Source organism: Pseudoalteromonas sp. HL-AS2, assembly GCF_031198805.1.
GTDB classification, from domain to species: Bacteria; Pseudomonadota; Gammaproteobacteria; order Enterobacterales; family Alteromonadaceae; genus Pseudoalteromonas; species Pseudoalteromonas nigrifaciens.
In genome coordinates, this window is record NZ_CP133571.1 from 596,458 (window position 1) to 619,925 (window position 23,468).

At 38.9% G+C, this 23,468-nt stretch carries 16 protein-coding genes, 5 tRNA genes and 1 other RNA gene; 13 read left to right on the forward strand and 9 right to left on the reverse strand.

Features of this window, described 5'->3' with window-relative positions:
- Window positions 1–67: 67 nt before the first annotated feature.
- Window positions 68–1,267: a tyrosine--tRNA ligase gene (gene tyrS, locus RB215_RS02850; RefSeq protein ID WP_011327246.1), complete on the forward strand. Its 1,200-nt coding sequence runs from the start codon at window positions 68–70 to the stop codon at window positions 1,265–1,267.
- 94 nt (window positions 1,268–1,361) lie between these two features.
- On the opposite strand, the gene RB215_RS02855 is transcribed toward tyrS, so the two are convergent.
- The 4 genes from RB215_RS02855 to folE2 form a co-directional block, all read right to left on the reverse strand.
- Window positions 1,362–2,306, reverse strand: a complete 945-nt coding sequence (locus RB215_RS02855; protein ID WP_309216841.1) for a cobalamin biosynthesis protein — start codon at window positions 2,304–2,306, stop codon at window positions 1,362–1,364.
- A complete protein-coding gene (gene mtnN, locus RB215_RS02860) occupies window positions 2,307–3,014 on the reverse strand; it encodes a 5'-methylthioadenosine/S-adenosylhomocysteine nucleosidase (protein ID WP_011327248.1) in 708 nt (235 codons plus the stop codon).
- A 107-nt stretch (window positions 3,015–3,121) separates the two neighbouring features.
- A complete protein-coding gene (locus tag RB215_RS02865) occupies window positions 3,122–3,718 on the reverse strand; it encodes a DUF2726 domain-containing protein (RefSeq protein ID WP_309216842.1) in 597 nt (198 codons plus the stop codon).
- Window positions 3,719–3,833: 115 nt separating this feature from the next.
- Window positions 3,834–4,754 (reverse strand): GTP cyclohydrolase FolE2, encoded by a 921-nt coding sequence (gene folE2, locus RB215_RS02870; protein WP_182677157.1) that lies wholly within the window; start codon window positions 4,752–4,754, stop codon window positions 3,834–3,836.
- A 213-nt stretch (window positions 4,755–4,967) separates the two neighbouring features.
- Between folE2 and arcB the strand changes: the two genes are divergently transcribed.
- Window positions 4,968–7,286, forward strand: a complete 2,319-nt coding sequence (gene arcB, locus RB215_RS02875) for an aerobic respiration two-component sensor histidine kinase ArcB (RefSeq protein ID WP_208834678.1) — start codon at window positions 4,968–4,970, stop codon at window positions 7,284–7,286.
- A gap of 4 nt (window positions 7,287–7,290) precedes the next feature.
- On the opposite strand, the gene arcA is transcribed toward arcB, so the two are convergent.
- The 3 genes from arcA to trmB form a co-directional block, all read right to left on the reverse strand.
- Window positions 7,291–8,007, reverse strand: coding sequence for a two-component system response regulator ArcA (gene arcA / locus RB215_RS02880; protein WP_011327252.1), 717 nt, complete (start codon window positions 8,005–8,007; stop codon window positions 7,291–7,293).
- Between the two features lie 760 nt (window positions 8,008–8,767).
- On the reverse strand, window positions 8,768–9,793 hold the full coding sequence (locus RB215_RS02885; RefSeq protein ID WP_309216844.1) for a methyltransferase: 1,026 nt from the start codon (window positions 9,791–9,793) through the stop codon (window positions 8,768–8,770).
- Between the two features lie 89 nt (window positions 9,794–9,882).
- Window positions 9,883–10,608 (reverse strand): tRNA (guanosine(46)-N7)-methyltransferase TrmB, encoded by a 726-nt coding sequence (trmB, locus tag RB215_RS02890; RefSeq protein WP_089367781.1) that lies wholly within the window; start codon window positions 10,606–10,608, stop codon window positions 9,883–9,885.
- Window positions 10,609–10,782: 174 nt separating this feature from the next.
- Here trmB and mutY point away from each other — a divergent pair, with 174 nt between their 5' ends.
- On the forward strand, window positions 10,783–11,844 hold the full coding sequence (gene mutY, locus RB215_RS02895) for an A/G-specific adenine glycosylase (RefSeq protein WP_182683844.1): 1,062 nt from the start codon (window positions 10,783–10,785) through the stop codon (window positions 11,842–11,844).
- 34 nt (window positions 11,845–11,878) lie between these two features.
- Complete coding sequence (locus RB215_RS02900) at window positions 11,879–12,151, forward strand: oxidative damage protection protein (RefSeq protein WP_309216846.1); 273 nt, start codon at window positions 11,879–11,881, stop codon at window positions 12,149–12,151.
- 55 nt (window positions 12,152–12,206) lie between these two features.
- Here RB215_RS02900 and RB215_RS02905 read toward each other — a convergent pair whose 3' ends face one another.
- Window positions 12,207–14,981, reverse strand: a complete 2,775-nt coding sequence (locus tag RB215_RS02905) for an ATP-binding protein (RefSeq protein ID WP_309216847.1) — start codon at window positions 14,979–14,981, stop codon at window positions 12,207–12,209.
- Window positions 14,982–15,318: 337 nt separating this feature from the next.
- Between RB215_RS02905 and RB215_RS02910 the strand changes: the two genes are divergently transcribed.
- The 8 genes from RB215_RS02910 to RB215_RS02945 all read left to right on the forward strand — a co-directional run bounded on the left by RB215_RS02910 (window position 15,319) and on the right by RB215_RS02945 (window position 22,294).
- A tRNA-Phe gene (locus tag RB215_RS02910) sits at window positions 15,319–15,394 on the forward strand.
- A gap of 72 nt (window positions 15,395–15,466) precedes the next feature.
- Window positions 15,467–15,542: transfer RNA gene (locus RB215_RS02915), tRNA-Thr, on the forward strand.
- Window positions 15,543–15,686: 144 nt separating this feature from the next.
- Window positions 15,687–15,762 (forward strand) — tRNA-Phe (locus RB215_RS02920).
- A gap of 59 nt (window positions 15,763–15,821) precedes the next feature.
- Window positions 15,822–15,897: transfer RNA gene (locus RB215_RS02925), tRNA-Thr, on the forward strand.
- A gap of 221 nt (window positions 15,898–16,118) precedes the next feature.
- A tRNA-Phe gene (locus tag RB215_RS02930) sits at window positions 16,119–16,194 on the forward strand.
- Window positions 16,195–16,504: 310 nt separating this feature from the next.
- Entirely contained in the window at window positions 16,505–17,923 is a 1,419-nt protein-coding gene (locus RB215_RS02935; RefSeq protein WP_309216848.1) for an efflux transporter outer membrane subunit, read from the forward strand.
- Window positions 17,913–19,214 (forward strand): efflux RND transporter periplasmic adaptor subunit, encoded by a 1,302-nt coding sequence (locus RB215_RS02940; RefSeq protein WP_011327259.1) that lies wholly within the window; start codon window positions 17,913–17,915, stop codon window positions 19,212–19,214. Before RB215_RS02935 ends, RB215_RS02940 begins: the two co-directional genes overlap by 11 nt.
- On the forward strand, window positions 19,211–22,294 hold the full coding sequence (locus RB215_RS02945) for an efflux RND transporter permease subunit (RefSeq protein WP_011327260.1): 3,084 nt from the start codon (window positions 19,211–19,213) through the stop codon (window positions 22,292–22,294). Before RB215_RS02940 ends, RB215_RS02945 begins: the two co-directional genes overlap by 4 nt.
- A gap of 138 nt (window positions 22,295–22,432) precedes the next feature.
- Here RB215_RS02945 and ssrS read toward each other — a convergent pair.
- A non-coding RNA gene (ssrS, locus tag RB215_RS02950) (6S RNA) lies at window positions 22,433–22,614 on the reverse strand.
- 288 nt (window positions 22,615–22,902) lie between these two features.
- Here ssrS and RB215_RS02955 point away from each other — a divergent pair.
- On the forward strand, window positions 22,903–23,466 hold the full coding sequence (locus RB215_RS02955) for a UPF0149 family protein (protein WP_011327261.1): 564 nt from the start codon (window positions 22,903–22,905) through the stop codon (window positions 23,464–23,466).
- The last annotated feature ends 2 nt before the right edge of the window (window positions 23,467–23,468 follow it).

Below are 23,468 nucleotides of genomic sequence, written 5' to 3' on the forward strand. Positions count from 1 at the left end.
AGTAATAAGCCGCGAGCATATTAATAATTAACCCCTTCGTTAACAGAATTTTTTGGAGTAACACACAGTGGATTTACAAACCGCTCTTGCAGAGATAAAACGCGGTACAGAAGAGATATTAATTGAAGATGAGTTAGTTGAAAAATTAAAATCTGGAAAAAAACTAAAAATTAAAGCGGGCTTTGATCCAACCGCGCCTGATTTACACTTAGGTCACACGGTACTTATTAATAAAATGAAAACCTTTCAGGACTTAGGTCATGAGGTTGTATTTTTAATTGGTGACTTTACCGGTATGATTGGCGACCCAACAGGTAAAAACGTAACGCGTAAGCCGCTTACTCGCGAAGACGTGCTTGCTAATGCTGAGACTTATAAAGAGCAAGTATTTAAAATTCTTGATCCGGCAAAAACCACGGTCGCATTTAATTCTACCTGGATGGAAAATTTAGGCGCAGCTGGAATGATCAAACTTGCAGCACGCCAAACCGTTGCGCGTATGTTAGAGCGTGATGATTTTAAAAAGCGTTACGCTAGTGGCCAGTCTATTGCTATTCATGAGTTTTTATATCCGTTAGTACAAGGTTGGGATTCGGTTGCACTTGAGGCTGATGTAGAGCTCGGTGGTACTGATCAGCGCTTTAACCTGCTAATGGGTCGTGAGCTACAAAAAGACGAAGGCCAAAAACCACAAACAGTAATAATGACGCCGTTATTAGAGGGCACCGATGGGGTGCAAAAAATGTCTAAATCGTTGGGTAACTATATAGGTATTACCGATGCGCCTAACGATATGTTTGGTAAAATAATGTCGATTAGTGATGTGCTAATGTGGCGTTACTACGACTTATTAAGCGGGCTGTCGATTGCTGGTATTAACGCGCAAAAAGAGCGTGTAGAGCAAGGTACAAATCCTCGTGATATTAAAATTGAGTTAGCAAAAGAGCTTATTGCGCGCTTTCATAGTGAAGCCGATGCACAAGCAGCTCATGATGACTTTATTCAGCGCTTTCAGAAAAAAGCTCTGCCGGATGAAATACCTGAACTAACAGTAACCATTGAGCAAGACAGCATTTTAATTGCTAACTTGCTTAAAGAAGCTAACTTAGTTGCTAGTACATCAGAAGCAATGCGCATGATTAAGCAAGGTGCAGTTAAGCTCAACGGCGAAGATAAAATTACAGACACTAAACTTGAAATAGCAAAAGGCAGTACGGCTATTTACCAAGTAGGTAAGCGTAAGTTTGCAAATATTACTGTAGCGTAAAGCTAAACAGTAAAATACTAAAAACCAGCCACGGCTGGTTTTTTTGTGCTTATATTTTAGTGTTCACAATAATAGGTGTGTCACTCGCCCTTAGCTAAATACTTTTTAGTATTTCTATGCAAACAACGACCAGTAACCAAAATACCCGCGCTTGATTTAGTCTATTAATAATAACCGGCACGTCCTCAGCAATAGGGAGGCGTTCGGTACCAATACGCATTTTGTTAAAACGTTCGCCAAAATACACTGCAGGCCCGCCTAGCTGTACGCCTAATGATGCAGAGCAAGTGCTTAAAAGCCACCCAGTATTAGTTTGATAAAAGTGCCTGCCATAATGCTTTATATAATGCATGCTTAGCTTGCTCGCTTTACTGGCTGCAATAGTCAGTGCCAATAAGCGCATAGGAATAAATTCAATAATAAACAAGGTAATTTTAAGCGGCTTTAAAAAAGGGCTGTTGGGTTTAATGTTACTGCGCCATGCCTGCTCAATTAAAGTAAGTAATCGATAGGCAAGCGCTGCAATAGGGCCAAGTACTAAAAAAACAAATATCACCACAAAGTAATATCTTGCAGTACGTAATATTAGGCTCTCTATTAAGGCTTTAATTATGCCTGCACCAGAGAGTTTAGTAACGTCTCGGGCTACTAATGGCTTTAATAGCTCACGGGCGGCAGATTTTTGGTTTTGTTTGGTAAGCTTAGCAATACGTAGTGCTTTTTTATCAATAGCTTTACTCTCAAGGCATAAATATAAAATAAGCCCGGCGAGTAATTCAGGGTAAAATGCAAATTCCAGTAGTAATACAATAATAATAAGTACCACACTTAAAATAAGTGTACTGGCAAGGGCTGCGGCTAAATATTGATAGCTATTGGGTTCTGCTGCTTTATAAATACGCTTACCAATAGCGCTAAAAATAGCCGTTAAAGCGGTGTTAGGATGATACCAACTAACAAGTGGTAAAAAGCGCTCAGCAAGGAGCGCCATTATAAATACAATAAAGTCCAAGTGATTTTGAACCATATTGCTGAGCATTTACAGTGAAACTGCCGTTAGCTTTTCAAGTAACGCCACTACCATTTTAGATGAATTGATTGATGCTGTTTCTAGGTATTCTTCAAACGACTGCGGCGACTCTTTGCCGGCAATATCTGACATCGAGCGAATAACCACAAACGGTGTATTAAGTGTATGACAGGTTTGCGCAATTGATGCCCCTTCCATTTCTACTGCAAGCATTGTAGGAAAGTCGCTACGGGCTTTTTCAATACGTATTGGGTCACACATAAATATGTCGCCGGTACAAATTAAACCAACTAAGGTTTTTACGTCACTAATTTGCGCAATAGTTTGCTCTGCGGCAGCCACTAATTTAGGGTGTGCTGCAAAACCTGCTGGCATTTGTGGTACTTGACCTATTTCGTAACCAAAGGCAGTTACATCAACATCATGATGACGAACTTCTGACGAAATAACTACATCGCCCACATTTAATGACGGATCAAAGCCGCCGGCAGAGCCGGTGTTAATTACGCAATCAGGGGCGAAGTTGTCAATAAGTAATGTAGTTGCAATAGTTGATGCTACTTTACCAATACCAGATTGAACCAATGTTACTGTGTTACCTGCTAATTCACCGGTATAAAAAGTAAAACCAGCTTTAGTTAAAGTTTGTGGATTTTGCATTGCTTCGCGCAAAATTTTAACTTCTGGCTCCATTGCGCCAATAATACCAACATTCATAGTGTTAAGTTCCTGAGTTTGAATGCGCTGATTATACGTGAAGTTAGCGCTAAAAAACAAAAAAGCGAGCAGTTTTACTTTGCTCGCTTTTTATTATGTTATTTACGTTAAATTTCGGCTAGTGCTGTAGAGTGCGCTTTAGCTTGAGAAGGTGATAGTACCGCTGGTTTTTGAACTCGGGTACGAATAGGGCGAGCTGTTTGCGTAGCCGCAGGTTTGCCGAGTTTAAACATAATAGCGTCGCGTACTTCACTTGGGCGATAGCCTGATTTTACTTTCATACGAATATGCGGGATGCCAGCGGCCTCTAATGCGCCATTAACAAACCAGTCGCGTTGTGCTTTATGGCCATCTTTATTGGCATTGTTTACTAAGTCTACGGCTGCCACTATGGTCATTTTTTCTTTATCGACTAGCACAAAATCAAGCTGTTTATTTTTAGCTTTAGCCATTGCTGCACGCTTAGACTTTGCCGATAAACCTTGTTTGCAATCAATCACGTCGATTAGTTTTACACGACTAACAATTTTATACTGATCGCCCACTGCGCGTTCTAATAAATTTAAAAAAGCACTTTCTACTTGAGTAAATACATTTTGCTTGCGGGTAAAAGGGTAAGGGTTTCCGCCATCATCGTTAAACTTTGACGCAATAACAGAGGCCCCAACAACTAATACTAAAATTGATAATAAAGCGAATTCCATACGGTAACTCCATAACAACAAATTGACACTGCTTAAGTAAAGCAATTAACGTGCCTAAATTAGTTAGTTAAGTAGTATGTTTCCGTATGGATATTGAATACTGCAAAATAAGAACTTAAGCTCTATAACCGCCAGCAACGCCTTTAACTGCAATAGCGAGTGCGTCGTGCGCATGCAGCGATTCGTAATGATTTATTTGTAACCAGTAATCACTGTATTGCTGTGTTTCTAGTAGCGCTTTAATTTTACGAGCAGCATCTTCACAAAACATTAAATTTTGACCATTTAGGCGGGCAAACTCTTGTTCATCTTCACGTTTCACTGCCGCTTGTACTGGCGTTTTTAATTCATCTTCAATCGTGTTAATTAAATTAACTACGTCAAATTGAGTAATATTACTGTCGAGCTTTACTTTTACATTAGCAATTGAGCGCTGCGAGTGTGGGGTGGCTACAATACCTTGCGTAGTACCTAGCCATTCTAGTGCTTCTTTTTGACAGAGGGTTTCTTGACTGAATTTTTCGGCAAATGCATTTTGTATCAGCTGACGCGCAAGTGCCGCTGAACATGGGCAAGTTGATGAATAGGTTACATCAACACTTAGCTCGTAATTAATAACACCTTGTTCAATTGTGCTGGTTAATATAACGGGGTAGCTTTTCCAGCCAGCCTTGCCGCTTAATAACGATTTACGGCGCAGTGGTAATTCAAACTTAAATTCTATAAGTGCTTTATCACTTAAGCCTTCGTGGCTACTAATAAAAAAATCGAGCGCTTGAGCCAATGTTTGAGGATTAACTTGCTGCTCAGTAGAGAGCGTGTCGAGCGCTAAAAATAAGCGCGACATATGAATGCCTTTTGCATCTTCTTTGTGTAAGTTTACAAAAGCGCGGGCTTTAGCATTAACAGTAACTGGCGTTATGCCATGCGACTCAAAAATAAATGGCAGTTCAATTTCACCCATTCCCACCCAGTCTAATGTACCAGTTTGTAAGGCGGGAGCCGTGTTAGCTATATCGGGCATATTAGTTTGCATGGTGTGTTACTCGTTATTAGCAATAATAAAGCGCCGCATTTTACACTAAATAATTTATTGCTGGAATGATGAGTTGTAGCCAGCTAATGATTCAAACAATAAATATTAGAGTTTTTATCGCACAACCTGAAAATAGCTGATAGAAAATGCTAAAATTAACCATAACATGCAATTTAAACCTTTTTGTAATTAAGCTAAGAGACACACTGATATATGACCGATTCTTCTTTGAGCCCTTGGGCTCGAGTTCTTTCTAGTTTAATAACTCGGTTTGGTGAGTTTAAAACTGCAGCCATTTGCTATGCTTTGTTATTGGCAGTTTCGCTTGTTTTATCAAGTATGTTTTATTATGTTGCCGTTGGAGAAGTTAATCTTGTTGATATATTAGCAGTGGTATTTTTTACCTCTGTGGTATCGCCTCTGGTTATAAGCGTGCTAATAAATTCAATCAGGCAACTAGATGCCTCCTATGCATATTTAGACAGTGCGACAAAACAAGAAAAGCTACTCAATCAAACATTAAAAGATAATATAAATCGCTTAAATGTAGAAATTGATGAGCGTAAAATGGCGTTTCATGCCAAGCACCGGGCAATAGAAGAGCTAAGAAAAGAAATTGCTGAGCGTAAAAAAACACAACAAGAGCTTGCCCAGCAAAGTATGCTACAGCGCTCAATAGTAGACTCCTCCCCCGATTTATTTTATTACCGCGACGACAACGGTGTGTTTGCTGGCTGTAATAAAATGTTTGAAGAAGTAATGGGTAAAACCAGTGACGAATTAATCGGTAAGAGTGCTGAACAAATATTTCCTAATCAATTTTTATCTGAAGTTTTAAAAACCGATAAACAGGTAGAGCAAACTCATCAAGCATTAACTATAGATGTTCAATACGATGTGGGCGGCGAAACGCGTTGGTTTGAATTACGTAAATTGCCGTTTATTAATGATAAAGGTAAGTACATAGGTTTACTTGCATTTGGCCGTGATATTACGAGTCGTAAAGAGGCTGCAGAAGCACTTGAAACAGCCTACAAAGATAAAGGTAAGTTTATTGCCACTTTGAGCCATGAGTTGCGTACACCACTTAATGGCATTGTTGGTTTAACACGTATGTTGCTAGATACAGAACTTAATAAACAGCAACGTAGTTGGTGTAATACGGTGTTTTCGAGTGCCGAAACACTAGGTAATATATTTAACGACATTATAGATTTAGACAAAATAGACAGAGAGCAGTTAGATATTGCAACTAATGCTATAAACGTATCTGACTTTATTAATGATGTGGTTAACTTTGCAGGCCTAATTGCTGAACAAAAAGATCTTTCTTTTGATATTAAACGCTTAGGCATGCTAGATATTTATGCGCAACTAGATCCAACCCGACTTCGCCAAGTTGTTTGGAACTTAATAAATAATGCGGTTAAATTTACTCATAAGGGCAGTGTAACCCTCACCTGTATTCGTGAAAATCGAGATGATGGCCCTTGGCTTACCATGAAAATATCAGACACTGGAGAAGGCATACCAGCCGAACAGCTCTCTCGTATTTTTGATATGTATTATAAAGCGCCAGATCTTAAAGGCACCAATGCTATTGGTTCTGGCATTGGCTTAGCAGTAACCAAAGCCTTAGTTGATGCAATGCAGGGGATTATTTCGGTTAATAGTACCGAAGGCGAGGGGAGCTGCTTTATAGTAGAAATACCGCTAATTTTATGTAGCGCACCCACTGAGAATAGTTATGTAGGACGCAGCTTAAATATACTGTTAGTAGAAGATGTGCCGTTAAATGCCGAAATTGCGACTAACTTACTTGAACAGCGTGGTCATGAAGTTATTTGGGCTGAGACCGGCGAAGATGCATTGTCTTTTGTAGAAACTGAAGACGATTTAGATTTGATCTTACTTGATATGCAGTTACCCGATATAAACGGTGATGAAGTAGCAAGGCAAATAAGAGCCGATAGCCATTTTGATAAACTACCTATTGTAGCGCTTACCGCAAATGTGCGCAGTGCAGAGCAAGAGCTAGAGGGGATTTCAATCCAAGGAGCGCTCGCTAAGCCTATCAATACGGTAAAACTAGATAAAATATTAGCTGATTTATTTGGTATAAAACAAACAAGAAGTAATGAGCCACAATTAAAAGTAAGTGCAGCAGCGCTTGCAGACATTAATGCACATTTACTTGATGTTGAAACTATAGAAGACTTTGTAAACTCAATGGGTTTGGTGGTGTTTAAACGCAGTAGTCAGTTATTTGAAAAACTCAATCCCCAGTATCAGCAAGAGTTACTTACCTCGTTAAACTCAGGCGACAGAGAAGAATATAAATCAGTTGCACATAAGCTTAAAGGTGCTGCGGGATCTGTAGGCTTAAATGATGTGCAATTACATGCAAAAGTAATGGAGTATGGTGCGCTGGATGAATCTGACGAGGTGTTAAAGCAGTGGTTAGATGTTTTAGCAGACAAAATAAATGAAGGACAACATGCCCTTCATTTATTCTTACAGCAATTAGAGTAACTAATTAGCTGTCGATTTTACCAATGAAGCGATAACCTTCACCATGAATGGTGCTGATCAACTCAGTTGTTGAGTTGTCGCTTTCAAAGTGCTTACGAATACGACGAATTGTAACATCAACTGTTCTATCGTTTGCACGTAGCTCACGGCCAGTCATGTGTTTAATTAATTGCTCACGGCTAAAAATACGACCTGGAGAGTCAAGCATTAAACGCAGTGCTCTGTATTCGCCTTTAGGTAGACGTTTTGCGTCTCCACCTGGAGAAGTAAGACAGCGACTGTTTTCGTCAAGTTCCCAACCGTTAAACGTAATGACACCATTTGTTTCAAGTGCAGACTCTTCACCACCTAGGGCAGTACGAGTAATTAAATTACGCGCACGAATAGTTAATTCGCGAGGATTAAACGGTTTAGTAATATAGTCATCAGCACCAATTTCTAGGCCTAAAATACGATCTACATCATTGTCACGGCCTGTTAAGAAAATAAGACCGACTTTGCGTTTTTGGCGTAACTCACGTGCTAAAATTAGCCCGTTTTTACCCGGTAGATTGATATCCATAACTACAAGATTGACGTCGTCATTATTTGTAAGCTTATCATGCATGTCATCGCCATCAATGGCTTCAATAACTTTGTAACCTTCAGCTTCAAATAAACTAACGAGGTTTAGTCTAGTTACGTCTTCATCCTCTACTATCAGAATGACTGGCGTTTGCATTTTTAATTAACCTTTTGGTGTGTTTTATTTATAAAAAAAACCGGTATAGTTTTATAAACCGATTACTAAAAGAGTATAGGATTATATCTAATTGTTAACAAGTAAAAACAATTAGAGAAAAACAGCAGGATCCGCACAGCCTACTTAAAAGGTATAGAGTAAAGCTACTGTTTAATTGATCTTTAAAATTGGATGCATATTTTGAATTATTAAAGTCAAAGCCATTTCCCTTTAGTAATTGATACATCCATCAATCAGGTAAAGATACTTAAAATAATCAGACTAATTCAAAATGAAATTATATCACTTTCCAACCTTTCATCAATCTATGTGATATCTTAAAAGCATTAAAGTTCAGAAAATATTTAACTTTAAGCAGTTAATTCACTAAATAATATAGTTGAATAACGAATGCTCTATTAATGAGGTCATAAAGTTAAAATTCAAGAGCATGCTTATAATTAATCAGTACGTTGTTTAAGCTGTGGTGTTGTTGGTGAGTGTCGTTTTTACTTTGACTATAAAAGCTGTTTTACGCTCAGAGTTTACTTGGATATTACTTAACAGGTTTGCCAGCAGATAGACGGCTTGAAATAGTTCTTGCACCTTATTCTTGTTTATTTGTTATAAAAAGGTCAAATACTTGATTTTACTATTCCCCTCAATATTTTGACTATTATTGCTAAGCGCTAAAAATTCAGGAGGGTAATTAATTTTATAAATAAGTTTGAGCACGTGAGGTGCTCAAACATGAGCATTATTAACTGCTGTAAACGGCAAACTTATTATTTTTAAACACGGTGTGATAGTTATCAAATTGTGCTTCTAAAATTGGCGGGTATTTTAAAAAGCTATTAGCAACAATATTCAACTTACCTGCTTTAGTTAGGTGCTGTTTAGCATTGGCTAAAAAGGTTTCAGCCACTGTGTAGTCGGTTGCAATACCGGTATGAAAAGGTGGGTTACTAATAATAAGATCGAACTTACCTGTAATGTTAGTAAGTCCATCACTTAAGAGGGCTTCGCCTTTAATGTTATTAAGCTTAAGGGTTTGCGTTGTTGCATAGATTGCCAAAGCGCTCACATCACTACAAACAAAGCTCAATGCCGGATTTTGCAGCCCTAAATAAGTTGCAATTAAGCCAGCGCCACAACCAAAATCTAGCACAGTACCTTGCTTAATAAGCGGAGCGTTTTCAAGCAATATTTTAGTGCCAACATCTAAATTACCGTGATTAAATACCCCAGGAATACTGATAGCGGTAAATTCGCTATCGGCCACACTGACCGTAAATGGCTTATGATAATCGCTAATATTAAACTGACTAAGTTGTTTAAGCTCTGCAAATGAATATAAAACACAGTGCTTTGCTGAGTCTATTTTATTATTAAAATTAGCTTTATCAGTAAGCTGTTTTTCTATTGATTTAACACCACTCTTATTTTCGCCAACCACCAGTAACTCAGCATCTGCTGTAATTACTGCGCGTATATTATCAAGCGCCATAAGAACTTCAGGTTTTGATTTTGGATAGTAAAGAACCACTAAATCAAAGTCGTTACCGCTAATACAGTGGTTTACACATACATCAACGCCGGGTGTGTTTTTGGCAAATTCGCCATTAGCATGATTGTAGCTAAAGGCGGTTATTTTACTCTCTGGGTTGCGCTTTTTAAGCTCGGCTAAAAAGCCATCTTGAACAAAGTTGACCACCAATATAGATTTCCCAACTAACTTTTCGCTGTTGCGAAGTAACAGTAGGCTTGGATTGGTTAATACGCTCATAAATGGCTTTACCTTACAGATTATATAATTTACAAAGTTATGTACTTAACCTAAATGTTGGTTAAGGTATTTATTATCCGAAATACAGATTACTTAGTGCGTTCAAACATTAAGTCCCACACACCATGACCTAAACGATGGCCGCGTTGCTCAAACTTGGTTAACGGGCGTAAATCAGGGCGTGGTACGTAGTCGTTTGTTGCTGACTGATTTTTAAAGCCAGGCGCAGCTTGCATTACTTCAAGCATATGCTCAGCATAATTTTCCCAGTCGGTAGCCATATGAAAAACACCGCCCATTTTTAACTGTGAACGTAATTTTTCAACAAACTCGCCTTGTACAATACGGCGTTTATGGTGACGCTTTTTATGCCAAGGATCAGGGAAAAACAATTGTAAGGTTGTTAAACTTTCATCTGCTATACAATCGGCTAAAACTTCAACCGCATCGTGTTCAAAAATACGCAGATTAGTAATACCCGCTTCATCAGCATCCATTAAACAAGCACCAACGCCTGGGCGGTGTACCTCTATGCCAATAAAGTTTAAATGCGGGGCATTTTTTGCCATTTCAACCAGTGATTTGCCCATACCAAAACCAATTTCTAGCACTACATCATTGTTATTGCCAAAAACTTCGCTTAAATCAAGCATGCCATTTTTATGCTCTAAGCCCATTATTGGCCAGCATTTTTCGATAGCGGCAGCTTGGCCTTTGGTTAAACGACCTTCGCGCTTCACAAAACTACGAATAGTGCGGATATACTTACCTTCTTGCTTTGCTTGCTCAAGATTAGTGTTACTTGATTCACTCATATTATTGGCCTGACAAAAATAACTGGTTTAAAAAATGGTTGCGTATTATCCCTGACCAAGCCATGGATAACAAGCTCTAGCTGATTTTACTAGGTGTATAGAGGCGCTATAGCTTGATCTTTTCACTAACTGCAATAAACTGAGCCGCCATTGAGCATACGTAAAAAGTAAACTATTTTGGATTTAAATAAACAGCAGTCAGATTGGTTTTCTAACCAAGTGGTTGATTGGTATCACCTTCATGGTAGAAAAACGCTGCCGTGGCAGTTAGCAAAAACACCCTATAAAGTATGGGTGTCTGAAGTGATGTTACAACAAACTCAAGTAGTGACCGTTATCCCTTATTTTGAAAGGTTTATGCAAAGCTTTCCCGATATTATTGCTTTAGCTAACGCCGATGAAGATCAGGTGCTGCATCACTGGACTGGTTTAGGGTATTACGCAAGGGCACGTAACTTACATAAAACAGCTAAAATAGTTCGTGACAAGTATCAGGGGCAGTTTCCTACAACGCTTGAAGAGGTTATTGATTTACCCGGAATAGGGCGCTCTACAGCCGGTGCAGTGTTATCACTTTCACTTGGGCAGCATCACCCCATACTCGATGGTAATGTTAAGCGAGTATTAGCCCGTTTTTTTATGGTTGAAGGCTGGTATGGTGTTAAAAAAGTCGAAAGCCAACTTTGGCATTTGAGCGAGCAGCTAACGCCTAAAAATAACGTAACCGAGTTTAATCAAGCTATGATGGATTTAGGCTCGAGCTTATGTTCGCGTAGTCGTTTTGACTGCCCTGCATGTCCGTTAAGTAGCCGCTGTGGTGCATTTAAAACGCAGCAGGTAAAAACATTCCCACACTCAAAACCTAAAAAAGCAGTGCCGAAAAAAAGCTGCCATCAGTTAATTATTAAACATGATGATAAAGTGCTCATGGAAAAACGGCCTAACTCAGGAATATGGGGCGGGTTGTTTGGCTTTTTTGAGTTTAATGAATTGAGCGAACTAGAGGTGTTTATAGCGCAGCAAGGGCTAACAGCTGACTTAGTGGCGCTTGAACCCTTTACCCATATATTTTCGCACTTTGAACTTACTATTAATCCACATGTGCTAAATGTAGTACAAATTCCAGATGTAATTAACGACCGACAATTAGTTTGGTACCCACTAGATCAGTCAATTGAGGTGGGTTTAGCAGCACCAACTAAAAAGTTGGTTAAACAAATTGCACCAATAGGTTAGACTTGTTTATAACTATCGCTAAAGAGAATTAATTATGGCACGTACAGTATTTTGTCAAAAGTTACAAAAAGAAGCTGAAGGGCTTGGATTTCAATTATATCCTGGCGAAATAGGCGAAAAAATCTTTAACAATATCTCTAAAGAGGCTTGGGCGCAGTGGCAGCACAAGCAAACAATGCTGATTAACGAAAAGCATTTAAATATGATGGACCCAGAGCATCGTAGCTTTTTAGAGCAGCAAATGGTTGGTTTTTTGTTTGAAAACAAAGAAGTAGAAATTGAAGGCTACAAACCACCAAAAAAGTAATTGTTATGTGGAATAAAAAAAGGGCTAAATAGCCCTTTTTTTATACCTAAATTAATTAACTCGGTTGTTCTTGCTGCTCGGCACTTTTAATTTGCTCTTTTAAAAATTGAGCAGCTTTAGAATATTCAATTTCTAATTGATCTCTTAAATCAATTAACTTATCGCTGTTTAGTTCATCTGTTTTACATTGCTCTTCAAACACGACGGCCAGTTCAGCGACGCGATGCGCCCCAATGGTTTTAGATATAGACTTTAATTGATGACACCCCTCAAGAATCTCATTAACGTTGCTTTGCATAACACCAAAGTTAATCGACTTTATTAGCTCTTGGCTTTGCTCTAAATACATTTTAAAAAAACGTATTTTCTTCGCGTCATCGCCATTAATGTATTTAGCTACTGAATCCATATCTATTGGCATTGCTGGCTTTTGATGTGGTATGTCTATGCTCTTGTGATTACTTTTTTCATTCCAGCGTATTAGTGTATTTTCTAAAACGTTAAGCTCAACAGGCTTAGTAATAAAGTCGTTAATACCAACAGCTAAACAGCGTTCTTTTTCACCTTTTAAAGAGTTGGCTGTCACGGCTATTATATAAGGCTGTGAAATAACCGAACCTAGCATTTCGGCCTCATTGCGGATTTTTTCGACCATATCGTAGCCCGACATTATCGGCATATGTAAATCGGTTAAAATGAGCGAATAGTTACCTTTTCGCCACATATTAATCCCTTCCTCACCGTTATTAGCTACTTCAACACCGTAACCTAAGATGTGCAGTTGATCAGTTATAACTTGCTGATTCAAAATGTTATCTTCAACTAACAAAATAAGCTTGTTAGCGGCTAAAGCTTGCTCTGTAGTTAAATAGTTGTCGTATGCTATGGTTTTTTTAATGTGCTTAGGCTGATGTAAACCTGCAGCTACAAGTATTGATAGCATAAAGTTAGACTTACATAATGGCGTTGCGTTAATATAAAAAATATTTTTATGATTAATAGCTGCATCATCTAGCTTGCTTAAAACGACAACCTGCTGATTATTATCCTCTAAAGAGTAAAGTAAACGCCTTAAAAATGCATTTATGCTGTCCATATTATCAATGCCATCAACAACCCAAATGATATCTTTAGCGTCGTGCAGAGACTCAATTTCTTGCTCGTTATGCACATAGGTTATTTTAGCGCCCATAAATGATAAGTAACGATAGATTACTTTTTCACGGTCAACATTATTGCTTACTACAACAATATGCCTGCCATCTAAGCTATTTTTATGTGCGAACTTAATTTTTCCTGAGGTACTAAATGGCAGTTCTACAGTGAACTCACTGCCTATACCAATATTACTATTAACCGATATAGTACCTAACATTAACTCGGTTAAACTTTTACAAATTGACAAGCCAAGGCCGGTTCCACCGTATTCTCTGGTTATTGAGCTTTCCGCTTGAATAAACGGATTAAATATTTCTCTTAATTGCGCTTGGCTCATGCCTTTACCATTATCGGTTACACAAAAACGTAAAGTGAAGTGTTCTGCTGTGTTGTGAGCCACCTCTACAGAGATATTAACTTGCCCCTTATGCGATTCACTCGTACTGGTAAACTTAATCGCATTGCTGCATAGGTTATATAGTATCTGGCGTACTCGAGTGTTATCACCAATAAGATTAATAGGGATATCAGGAGCAATTGATAAGTTTAAATCTAGATCGCGGTGTTTAGCTATAGAAGAAAGCACGCGCACCACTTCTTCAATCGTATCGGTTACAGAAAACGGGATAGGGTCAATATTTAGTTTGCCTGCTTCAATTTTAGAAAAATCTAAAATATCGTCCAAAATACTCAGTAAAGAAAAAGCAGATTCACGAATAATGGTACTAAGACGATATTGTGAACCGTCTAAATTTGTTTGGCGCAGTAAATCTATAGTCCCTATAACGCCATTCATAGGGGTTCTAATTTCATGACTCATAGTTGCTAAAAAGGTGGTTTTAGCTTCACTTGCTTTTTGCGCATTTAAAGTTTCTTTTTCAAGTGCAAGGGTTCGAGTTTGCACTTCAATTTCAAGATTGTTTTGCAGTTTTTGTAATTCTTTTCGAGTTTTTTCATTCTCAGATAAAGCTGCTTGTACTTTTTTCAATAAAAAATTAATATTTAGTGCAATCACATTTAAGCCATTACCTAACTGTTCATTTACAGTGCTGTTAAAATTACTGCTATCAGTTACAGCCTGTAATTCTTCGCTAAGCAAGCCCGTACTCTTACGTAAACGGTTATTAATATATTGGTTTAATAGCAATGCTAATACAAATAATGTAATAACCGCTATACAAGCCATAAAATAGGCGCTCAATAATGACGTTTGTTTAGTTAAAGTGGGAGGGGATTTTTTTTGTTTTAAAATAAGCTCGCCAATAGGTTGATCGTTAAGCGTTAAAACTTTATGTAAAATACCTTGATCAACTAAATGCTCGTTAAGTTTAATAGCAGCAATTGCAGGTTTGTTAGTACTATATACCAGCTCCGTTTGTGATGTAGCGCTAAAGCGATATAGCGTGTATTCAAAGTTGTCACTAAATACAGAGGTAAGCTCAAGCAGCTCTTGTACTTTACCTTGCCCGTAAATAGTTAAAGCGTCGACTAGAGGAGCTTCTAGCTTGTTAGCCAGTGAAGTGATGTCAATAAGCGGTGTACTTTTTTTAGTATCCATCTCACTTTGAGAATAAAGTGAGATGGCAATTATAAACAGTGTGGTTATAATTATATTACTTAATAAAAAAAGAGGTAACAAACCTTTTATCACTGAAGAGAACTTACTCTGCATGGATTTTTCCTAATTGGTATATTAATAACACGGTAAGCCTTTACCGTACTTTGGGATAAACAAAACAAGTAAAAATAACTCGCCGCAACTTTAGCATAGTTTAGATTAAAATTATGGTGCTACTTTTCACTTGTTTGTAGTATAAATGAGCAGTGTTAATTAAAAAAGACCCGAGTTGCATAAAAACCGTGCAAACAGTTATAAAGAATGAAAAAAAAGTTGACTTGTAACAGCAAAACTCGTTTAATACGCCGCACGCCCAGATAGCTCAGTCGGTAGAGCTCAGTGGGAATTGTATTGAAAATCCTTGTGAAGGGTTTTATTAAAACCGAGTATTGCCCAGATAGCTCAGTCGGTAGAGCAGAGGATTGAAAATCCTCGTGTCCGTGGTTCGATTCCGCGTCTGGGCACCATTATTAAATAATAGTGTTTGAAATCAAAGATATTAAACAGTATTATGCGTGCCTTAGCACACAGTTTTGTGTGCCGACTTAGCTCAGCTGGTAGAGCAACTGACTTGTAATCAGTAGGTCAACCGTTCGACTCGGTTAGTCGGCACCATTTATAATGTAATTTGAAAAGAAAGCTGTAATCAGTAGTCTGTTCAAGTTACCCGTCGACTTCGTTAGTCGGCACTATTTATTTACTAAATCAGTTTAGTAAAAAGTTAGCTTAGAATATTTAGTTAACTCGCACAGTTTATGTGCCTCGATAGCTCAGTCGGTAGAGCAGAGGATTGAAAATCCTCGTGTCCGTGGTTCGATTCCGCGTCGAGGCACCATTTATTAAAAGTTATCAATCTTTAAAATTGATAAAGTGCCTTAGCACACAGTTTTGTGTGCCGACTTAGCTCAGCTGGTAGAGCAACTGACTTGTAATCAGTAGGTCAACCGTTCGACTCGGTTAGTCGGCACCATTTATAATGTAATTTGGAAAGAAAGCTGTAATCAGTAGTCTGTTCAAGTTACCCGTCGACTCGGTTAGTCGGCACCATTTATAATGTAATTTGGAAAGAAAGCTGTAATCAGTAGTCTGTTCAAGTTACCCGTCGGCTCGGTTAGTCGGCACCATTTATTTACTAAATCAGTTTAGTAAAAAGTTGGCTTAGAATATTTAGTTAACTCGCACAGTTTATGTGCCTCGATAGCTCAGTCGGTAGAGCAGAGGATTGAAAATCCTCGTGTCCGTGGTTCGATTCCGCGTCGAGGCACCATTTATTAAAAAAACCTCACATTTGTGAGGTTTTTTTGTTTATAAAGATTATTTATCCCTGCATCCCATACAGCTTAAAATTGTTCCAGACTAATTTTAAGCTTATCAGTACACTACTTAGCAACCCCCTTAGTGATACAAACCACTTATAGTTACTTTCAACTTTCTTAATGATCATTAATGTCGAAATAGAGTATAAATAGTTATCCGATAGTTTATGGCTAATTATGTAATGTTATGTAAAGTAAGTTGAGCGTTTTGGTTCAAAGTGCTTGAATTACATTATAAATAGCAGTAATTCAGGTTTAATTATGATTTGGCAACAATACCAGCCAACTTTATTGGCACTCAGTATTGTGCTGCTCAGCGGCTGTGCGAGCAATATAAATTCACCGCAGCGCGAACAAGCACCTAACAATGTACCGCAGCAATGGCAACAAAAAACCTCTGCGCCGGTATTACACGTACAGCAGCAATGGCTTACACAATTACAAAATCCACAGCTGAATAAGCTTGTGGAGCAGGCACTTAAAAATAACCAGCAGCTTTTACAAAGCAGTTACGATGTAGCGATCCAAAAGCAGCAGTTAATTGTGTCGGGCGCTGCGTTGTGGCCAACTCTGGACTTATCTGCGCGTACTAGCCGTAGTAAAAATAACCGCCCAATTAGTTATAATAATGCAAGTTCAGTGAGCTTGAATTTAGGTTACGAAGTTGATTTATGGGGCAAGCTGTCAGATTCTAATCGCCAAGCTAATTTAAACTACTTAGCGCAACAGGCGCGCTTTGAACAAGCCAAACAACAGCTAGTTGCCGATGTAGTAAAGGGCTGGTTTGATGTAGTAACCGCAAAGCAATTACTTGATTTATATAAGCGCCGTGAAGCCAATGCTTTGCAAAATCTTGATATTATAGAGTCAGGTTATCGTCAAGGATTAAACGAAGCTCTCGATGTTTATTTAGCTCGCAACGAGCTAAATAATGAGCGTTCACGTATTGCTACTCAGCAAGCTAGCTTATTAACTACAGCAAGAGTACTTGAGCGTTTATTGGGAGATTATCCGAAAGGAATTATCTCGGCAAATAATGACCTACCAGTTATCAATACTGACATTCCACTAGGTTTACCCTCAGAGTTAATTACCCGAAAGCCAACATTACGTGCAAATTGGTATCAGCTTTTAGCAAGTGATGCAAACTTGGCTTATGCCCATAAGCAACGTTTTCCAAGTTTAAATTTAACGGCAAGTTTAAGTGATACTACTGATAGAGTAAGTGATTTGTTTTCGCCATCTAGCCTAGCATGGTCATTACTTGGCAGTATTTCAGCGCCTATTTTTAATGGCGGCCGGTTAAAAGCGAATGAAGAAATTGCGCGTTTAAATAGCCAAAAACAAGAGCAGCAGTATTTACAAACACTTTACGATGCTTTTAGCGACGTAGAAAATGCGATTACGCTACAGCAATCACTTAAAGCGCAATATACAAGCACGCTAGAAGCACAAGAAAATGCCCTTGCTGCCGAGCAATTATCGTTTGAGCAATATCAAAGTGGCTTGGTTAGCTACACTACAGTGCTTGATGCACAAGGACGCTCGTTCGATGCTCAAAGCTCCTTAATTAGTATTAAAAATCAATTGATAGCAAACCGAGTTAATTTACACCTTGCCCTTGGTGGCGATTTTGCAAACACTTCAACCGAACTACAGAGTAATAGCAATGAAAACTAAAACAGCAAAAATTATTATTCCAATCGCGGTTATTATTGCCACTATTTTAATCGTCATGTTTATTAAAGGTAACCCGCCAGAAGCTAATCGCTTTGGTGCACCACCAAAAGCATCAATTAATGTAGCAGTTCAAATGTTGCAGCCGCAAAACTATCAAGTGATGGTAGACAGCTACGGCACAGTAAAACCACGTACACAAAGCTTATTAGTTGCTCAAGCATCGGGTTTAATTATAAATATAAGCGATGACTTTAGAGAAGGTGGTTTTTTTAAAAAAGGTGCGGTACTAATCCAACTCGACGATAGAGACTATCAAGCAGAGGTTAAATCGGCACAGGCTAACTTATTAACAGCAAAGCAAGGCCTTTTAGAAGAACAAGCCCGCGGGCAGCAGGCTATTACAGATTGGCAGCGTTTAGGTAATGATAAACCTGCAAGTAGCTTGGTGCTACGTGAGCCACAATTAGCTGCAGCACAAGCACAAGTATTATCGGCGCAAGCAACACTTGAAAAAGCCAAGTTAAACTTAGAACGTACCCAAATAATAGCGCCTTTTGCAGGACGAGTACTTAGTCGTAATGTAGATTTAGGCCAAGTTGTTAGCAACAATACTCAGCTCGCTACTATTTACGCAATAGACAGCGTAGAGATTCGGTTGCCAATAAAAAACAAAGACCTACCTTTTATTAATTTACCTGAGCAGTACCGCGACGGTGCTAAAAACCAGGCCGGATCCGTGATTAAATTTAGCTCTGATTTAGTTGGTGAGCAAACATGGCAAGGGCAGTTGGCGCGTACCGAAGGTGCTATTGATGAAAGTGCACAGCAACTCTACGTGGTTGCTAAAATTAATGACCCTTATAAAGCAACACAAAGTAATCAATACCCAATAAAAATAGGGCAATACGTTAAAGCGCAGATCACCGGAAAAACAGTTTCTGATGCACTTATTATTGCAAATAGCACTATTTATCAGGGGTCTTACGTTTATATTGTTGAGCAGGGAGTATTAAAGCGTAAAGATATAACGCTTGCATGGCAAAATGCCGCATTTGCAATGATAAAAACCGGCTTAAAAGCAGGTGATAAACTTGTTATTACGCCACTGGGGCAAGTTAGTTCGGGTACACAAGTGAATATTTTAGGCGAAGATAATAAAGCGACTAAACCACAAAGTATGAAGCAACGCCCAACAGCAGAGCAATTAGCACAACAAGCAAAAGAGCAAGACATTAGTGTTGCAGAGCTAGTAAAAAAACGTCGCGCAGCAAAGCAAGGAGATAAGCCATGATTGCTTGGTTTACCAAAAACCATGTTGCTGCCAATTTATTGTTAGTAACTTTGTTGCTGTCTGGGCTGTTTAGTTTATCGACGAAAATACCGATCGAAGTATTTCCTTCGTTTGAAACCGATATGATCAGCATTCAGGTTAGTTTACGTGGCGCGACGCCAGAGGATGTTGAGCAAGGTGTCACTATACGTATAGAGGAGTCTGTACAAGATTTAGAGGGTATAAAGCAAATATTTAGCCGCTCATCTGAAGGTTCGGGCTCTGTCACTGTTGAAGTGGAAAGCGGCTACGATCCTCGAGAGTTGCTCGCTGATATAAAAAGCCGTGTTGATGCTATTAATACCTTTCCTGGGGATGCTGAAAAACCCATCGTTGCTCTAGCTGAGCGAAAACGAGAGGTTATAGCGGTAACTGTATCTAGTGATTATGGCGAAAAAGAAACTCGCGAGTATGCAGAGCAAGTACGCGATCAAATATTACGTTTACCCAGTGTAACGCAGGTTGAGTTAAGTGGCGTGCGCGACTACGAACTGGCTATTGAAGTAAGCCAAGATACATTGCGCCAATATGACTTAACACTGGCGCAAATTTCTAATGCGGTTGCTAACTCAAGCTCAGACATTTCTGCGGGTAACTTAAAAACCCAAGGTGGCGATGTACTTATTAGCTCAAAAGGACAAGCATACCGAAAAGATGAATTTGCCAGCATAGTGGTTAAAAACCAAAGCGACGGTACTATTATTCGCTTAGGTGATATAGCCACAATTAATGACGGCTTTGAAGAAACCCCAGTGCGTACACGTTTTAACGGAAAACAAGCCGCTTTTATCGACGTATACCGAATAGGCCCACAAAGTGCAATTACTGTTGCCGATGAAGTAAAAGCTTATATAAATGCCCAGCAACCTTCATTGCCGCAAGGTTTTGCATTAAGTTATTGGGATGACGACTCAGAGCTAGTTAAAAGCCGTATTGCCACACTCACCACTAACGCCTTGCAAGGCGGTATTTTAGTGCTGGCACTGCTAACCTTATTTTTACGCCCAGCTATCGCATTTTGGGTGTTTATTGGTATTCCGGTGTCGTTCATGGGGGCATTTATTGCTATGCCTATTTTTGGCGTAACGCTTAATGTAATGAGCTTGTTTGGTTTTATTTTAGTACTCGGTATTGTGGTTGATGATGCCATAGTCACCGGAGAGAACGTTTACACCCATTTAAAAACAGCCGAATCGGGCGAACAAGCTGCCATATTAGGTACCCAAGAAGTAGCAACGCCAGTGACTTTTGGTGTATTAACCACGGTAGCGGCCTTTTTGCCATTAGCCTTTATTGAAGGTGCACGCGGGGCATTATTTGCACAAATTCCGGTGGTGGTTATTCCGGTATTATTGTTTTCTTTAATTGAATCTAAATTTGTTTTACCTGCACATTTAAAATATATAAAGCTACGTCACCAAAAAGGTAAGCAATCAAAGTTTGATCTGCTACAGCAACGTTTTGCTGATGGCTTTGAAAGTGCGATTTTAAAATATTATCAACCTATTCTTAATTTAGCTCTGCGCCATAAACTGGCAACGGTGAGCTTATTTGTTGGCGTGTTTTTAATTATTTTAACTATGATCACCAGTGGTTGGACTAAGTTTGTATTTTTTCCACGTATTCCCAGCGAAACCGTACGGGTAAACTTAACCCTGCCTGCTGGCACGCCGTTTGAAGTAACTAATAAGTACGTGATTGATATGTCGCAAAAGGCGCAGCAATTACAAGAAAAATACCGTGACCCTGATACGGGGGAGAGCGTTATTTTAAATATTTTAGCAACAACGGGCGGGCGCGGCGGAGTATCTAACTCAGGCGCAGTACGCTTTGAAATTACCCCAGCTGAAAAACGTGATTCAGATATAGGCTCACGCGAGCTTGCCAGTGAATGGCGCGAATTAATTGGCGTTATTCCCGGCGCTGAAAGTCTCACCTTTAGAGCCGAAATAGGTCGTAGTTCAGATCCAATAGATGTGCAGCTTAGCGGTACATCGTTAAAGGTTTTACAAGACGTGGCAGATCATATTAAAACGCGTTTATCGACCTACCCAACTGTATTCGATATTGCCGATAGTATGTCTGATGGTAAAGAAGAGTTACAAATAGAGCTTACAGAGCAAGGCTTAGCGCTGGGTTTAAATAGAGTAAATGTAGCAGGGCAAGTGCGTAACTCGTTTTTTGGCTCGCAAGTACAAAGGATCCAACGTGGGCGAGACGATGTGCGCGTAATGGTACGTTTGCCTATTGATGAAAGACGCTCGGTAGCCGACTTACAAAATATACTCATAAACACACCTGCCGGTGGCTCAGTGCCTTTATCGCATGTGGCTATTTTAATTACAGGGCAAAGCCCGTCTACTATCAATCGAATCGATCGTTACCGTACTTTAAATGTGACCGCCGATATAGAAAAAAGCAACACTAACATGACCATACTCCAAGCTGATTTATCCCAGTATTTGGATGAGCTAATGCAGCAATACCCAGGAGTTGATTATGCATTAGAAGGAGAAGCAAAAGAGCAAAGAGAGTCGTTTGGTTCACTTGCTTGGGCGTTAGTATTTGTATTTTTTATTATTTATGCGCTATTAGCGATACCGTTTAAATCGTATTTACAGCCATTAATAGTAATGAGTGTTATACCCTTTGGCATGATAGGCGCTGTAGTAGGGCATTGGATCATGGGAATGGAATTAACCATTATGAGCTTGCTTGGCATGCTAGCATTAATTGGCGTAGTGGTTAATGACTCGCTGGTATTAGTTGACTATATTAATAAAAAACGCACAGAAGGGATTGAATTAATTGAGGTAGTTAAACTTGCCGGCGCGTCACGTTTTCGCCCAGTTATGCTAACTAGCTTAACCACTTTTATAGGATTAATGCCGTTATTATTTGAAAAAGCGACTCAAGCGCAATTTTTAATTCCTATGGCTGTGAGCTTAGGCTTTGGAATTATATTCGCCACCTTCATTACTTTATTGCTAGTACCGGTAAATTATATGCTCATGGAGCGTTTTCAGGGTTGGTTTAAGTAAATAAGTGTAAGCATTTAGAGTTTAGCTGTAAGTAAGGAATTACTTGCAGCTTTTTTTTGCCAAAGATTATAAAAATAATTTAGAAAGTTATAACAAAAAAGACAAATAAATAATAAGAGGGATTATAAAAATAAGAAGGTGTTCCCCAAAGTGTGGTGTTGGTGTCAGTCCTGAAACCTTGAGGTTTCAGGGCGGGAATCTGCGGTTTACCGTAGGCTTCTCGGTACATGCCGAGCTTGCACAATAGTATACGAACAGAAACCCTGGTATAAAATTTATCGGCTCAGGGACTTAACCAAGCTCCAGCACCCCAGGGAACAAATCCAGTATATAAGACATAATCGAAAGCTTAAACCCCAAAAGCAAAATATTATTTTGTTTGCGTGGTTATTATGCTCTTGTTACTAGTTATTTACTTATGAGTGTGCTTTTTAACCATAAATATGTTTTTTATATATTGGGCTTAATAAAGCATACCGCAGCAATAAAGAGCTGCCACTATTAAAGTGTTTAATAGTGCCCCTTAAGCGGTTTGATTATAGAATTTATTGGAGTTGCTTTTTATCGAGTGGTAGCATTGCCTTAACTAGCAAAATGAAGATATAACAATGAGCGATTTACCAGATTACGAAGAAGCCCAATTATTATTAGAAAAAAACGAAATATTTGTATCACCGGCCGAAGCGCACGGTGTAATTAGTGGTTTATTAGCTTGTGGGTTAACGATTGACGACAAAGAATACCTAGGGCTGTTAAGCGATGTGTTTAACGATGGTGATTCGTTTAGTAATAATTTAAAACAGTTTTTTGGCAGCATTTATAAGCAGGTCGTTGCTAGTTTTAATGATGAAGAGTTTGCGTTTGATTTGTTTTTACCCAGCGACGATGAAACACTTATAGATCAGGCTAATGGTTTGGTTTCTTGGGTTGCAGGTTTTATGCTTGGCTTTGGTTTAAAGCAAAAAGATTACGGTAAATTATCAGCCGATGTAAAAGAAGTTATTACCGATTTTAGCGAAATTACTCGCCTTGATACTACCTTTGAAGAAACAGAAGAAGACAGCCAAGCACTACATGAAGTGATTGAGTATGTGCGTGTGTCGGCATTACTTTGCTTTGCAGAGTTAGGTAAAGATCAAAGCACTGCTAGCACTAAAAAAACACTTCATTAATA